The sequence below is a fragment of the Mesobacillus sp. genome (genome assembly GCF_049588175.1).
In the GTDB taxonomy this organism is placed as follows: Bacteria; Bacillota; Bacilli; order Bacillales; family Cytobacillaceae; genus Mesobacillus.
Genome location: NZ_JBAVFI010000578.1, coordinates 1 through 3309, shown reverse-complemented (window position 1 = coordinate 3309; position 3309 = coordinate 1). Strand labels below are relative to the sequence as shown.

General features: G+C 39.9%; 4 protein-coding genes. 1 reads left to right on the top strand and 3 read right to left on the bottom strand.

Features of this window, described 5'->3' with window-relative positions; translation table 11 throughout:
• The coding region (gene rsgA, locus WB217_RS14125; protein ID WP_423993860.1) for a GTPase RsgA at positions 1–577 on the bottom strand (577 nt) is incomplete at its 3' end.
• 331 nt (positions 578–908) lie between these two features.
• Here rsgA and WB217_RS14120 point away from each other — a divergent pair.
• Entirely contained in the window at positions 909–1673 is a 765-nt protein-coding gene (locus tag WB217_RS14120; protein WP_423993859.1) for a DUF4397 domain-containing protein, read from the top strand.
• 100 nt (positions 1674–1773) lie between these two features.
• Here the strand turns inward: WB217_RS14120 and WB217_RS14115 are convergent, their stop codons facing one another.
• Together WB217_RS14115 and WB217_RS14110 are read right to left on the bottom strand one after the other, a co-directional pair.
• Complete coding sequence (locus WB217_RS14115; protein ID WP_423993858.1) at positions 1774–2355, bottom strand: YpmS family protein; 582 nt, start codon at positions 2353–2355, stop codon at positions 1774–1776.
• A gap of 35 nt (positions 2356–2390) precedes the next feature.
• Positions 2391–3197, bottom strand: coding sequence for an SGNH/GDSL hydrolase family protein (locus WB217_RS14110; protein WP_423993857.1), 807 nt, complete (start codon positions 3195–3197; stop codon positions 2391–2393).
• Positions 3198–3309: the final 112 nt, after the last annotated feature.

The following is a 3309-nucleotide window of genomic DNA, read 5'->3' as shown; positions in this document are numbered from 1 at the left end:
CTAGGAATCCTTGCAATTCCTCGGTTCCGGTTTTCTCCAGCACACTTACGGCTATCACAGGCACTCCAAGAGCCACATCGGCTACCCGTTGGATTTTATCATCAAGCTCAGTTGTTAAATCTGCTTTACTTAATATAATCACTGGATTTGCTCCGCTCTCCCAGGAAAGAAGCAAATATCTTTCAATTCTTCGCAAGTTCAGGTCATCATTCAATGAATTGACGATAAAAACTGTATCTATATTGGCAGCAACAATTTGCTCTTCTGTTACCGCGCCTGCAGCTTTACGTGAAAACTTGCTATTTCTCGGCAATATCCCATGGATGGCGCCTTTCTTTTCACCTGGAGATTTTTTTATCGCAACCCAATCCCCTACAGCGGGCAGGTCTTCACGATTAACCGCATCATAAGTCATCCTGCCTGCAAGAGTACACAAATATTCACCATCCTCAAGCCATACCCTGTACAAATGCTTATGCTCTAATGCAACCCTCCCAAGCTCATACCCTTTAATCCTATATTCTTCAAAATTAATTTTAATTTCATCTGTCAAACCAATTTGTTCTAGTTTCATCATTACTATTTTTTCCTCCATCATGCTTATAAAATATAAAAAACCACAGGCACACACAGCCCGTGGTTTTTAAGCATGTAGACAAAAAGACAATCGTCGATTGATCCGCTTAGGTTAGTGGGCTGTGCAATAAGTAATAGTCAGCTTTAAAACAATTGATAATTTTCTCATTGCACTCCACCTGCCTCTCGTTTATTTAATTATAGTATATGGAAATTCGTTCCTGTTGTAAAGCCTATTTCTAATTTAAATTGCGGTTTATGACTCATTCACACCTGACATGCCCATTTTGCATATTTTAGAGTGGAAAACGAACACATTAGGAGTGAGGGGTATGGCTCATACAAGAAACCAGAATGATTACTTGCATAAAGCTGTCATGTATTCATTATTGGCTGACTATTATAAATACCTGGATCCAAATCTGCATGTCATGTATTATCATAAACACCTTCGAAACATGAGGAAAGCAGTCCAATTAATGCGCTCAGATACAGTTCCAGCACGACCGGAAACCACAATGCCTGGTAGGCTGCGTTTTTTGCATGCTGCTCCTGACGTGAAATTAATTGATATCTATATCAATGGCAGCCGTGTTCTGCGCGACTTTGATTATAAAAATAACAGCAGCCACATGCAGCTTGCTCCAGGGAAGTATCAGGTGGATATCTATCCTGCAGGTGAAACGGTATCGACGATCATCAGCAAAAAAATCACAATTGAACCCGCAAGAATTTATACGGCCGCAATTAGTGGTCCAGTCACAAAGTTAAGATTGCTTACATTTGAAGACCAGCCAATGACACCAATCGGTGAATCAAAAGCAAGGTTTATCCACCTGTCCCCAGATGCACCAGCAGTGGATATCGCAGGTGAAAATGGTGATATCATCTTCCCAAATGTTTCGTTCAGGCAAGCCACGACATATCTCGGCTTGACTCCGATGACCGTCACACTTGAGGTAAGAATAGCGGGTACGAAGAATACTGTCATGACGATACCTAATGTCAAGCTAGAGCCAAATAACCCATATTCTATAGTGGCAGTCGGTACGGTAAAAGGTGAACCGCCTCTTGAGGTTCTGCTATTGCAAGGCTGATTGCTTAAGGCCGGACCACCGGCCTATTTTCATTTTCAGTCCTTAAGTCAATAAACATTACCTTATTACATTAATAAAAAGACGCTCCATACAGGAGCGCCTAATTCGCAGGAACGAACAAAGTAAATTTGATGTTGTCTTTTTTAAGGTCGAATTCATTCACCCTTACCTTTATGTCACTTTTGAGCTTAAGCCTCTGCATGGATACATAAACTCTTTCCTCTTCCGGCTGTATACTGACTGCCTCAGGAAGATCATAGCTGTCGCGGACGAATTTAAGCACGGTGGAAACTGGGAGGCGCAGCCGTCCAACAGAAATGGATTTTTGATTCAGGACCAAATCCCCGTTGTCCAAAGCTTTTGGTTCGAATGTCAGCCTTAATTCCAATTCTTCACTAAAAAGCGGAAGCGTTCCATAAAGTTCTACTTCATTAGTCAGCAAAACCTGATAATCGATATTGCTGTTCTTTCCTTCTTCTTCAATATAATGGTTGATCACCCTGTTCAAATCGCGCTTGTTTGTTGCTACCTTAAAAGCCACATCCTCTGAATCCTGGATGTTTTTAATTGGCTCCATCTTTGATTCTTCAGCAGGTGATGCGATCAGGATATACAAAAATAAAATTACTGCAGCGATAAGCCCTAATAATATAAAAAAACCAATCTTCCATTTGTTTTTCATAAAACTTTTAACTCCTCTTCCCTATCTATTTGTGGTCAATTCACTTGGAAATCAACCACTTCCTGACTCAGGATTCCATATACCCTGTCAGCAATCAATTGATAGCCGCGGTCATTTGGATGAAAATAATCAGTATAAAGCAAGTTTTCTTCATTGTTAAGGAAAATATCATGAATATCGACAAAGTAGGCATTTCCGTCCTGTTCGACTAATGATTGACTTTGCCCATTCCATTGGTCTACGATCTGGTTCATTTCTTTCACATCAGCAAACCAATTGTAAAATGGATTATACAGTCCAATCAAAACGATCGGAGCCACTTGATTCTGCTTTCTAATTAAAGTGAATATTGATTGCAGCCGCTCCTTAAATATCTGTTGTTCAGCTTTGAAAAGATTCAATTTCAGACTGGAAAAATTCTCTTTTACAACCTTCATCAAATCGTTTCCGCCTATTGTCAAAATAATCAGGTCAGCATCCTCGATAGAAGATTGTATTTCTTTGCTTTCGAGTCTTTTAAGCAGCTGGTCTGCCCTGTTACCCCTCACTCCAAAATTTTCGAAATTCGCATTCCTGATGGTCTTTTCTTGTTCGAGCTGTTGAGCTAAATAAGGTATATAGCCTCCTGAGTTGGTACTGTCGCCCACTCCCTGTGTAAGTGAGTCTCCGGCAGCGACTATATGTAAATCCTTCGGAAAAAATGAAGAAGGCAAGGCATCCTTCAATTCCAATCCAGTTTCCTTAACTTTATTAAGATTCCCTTTTTGCAAGCTCTCAAACGAACTGCAAGAGACTAAAACAACGGCAAGAATTAAATAAAGTAAGGTGAGTTTTTTCTTCAATCCAGTTCACCTGCCTTTAAACGTATTCCTATTATAACAAATACGTCCCAACCTAAAAATTTTTATGGAAGATGTTTTTATATTAGGATAAACATAAGCAAAGGCTCTTTTC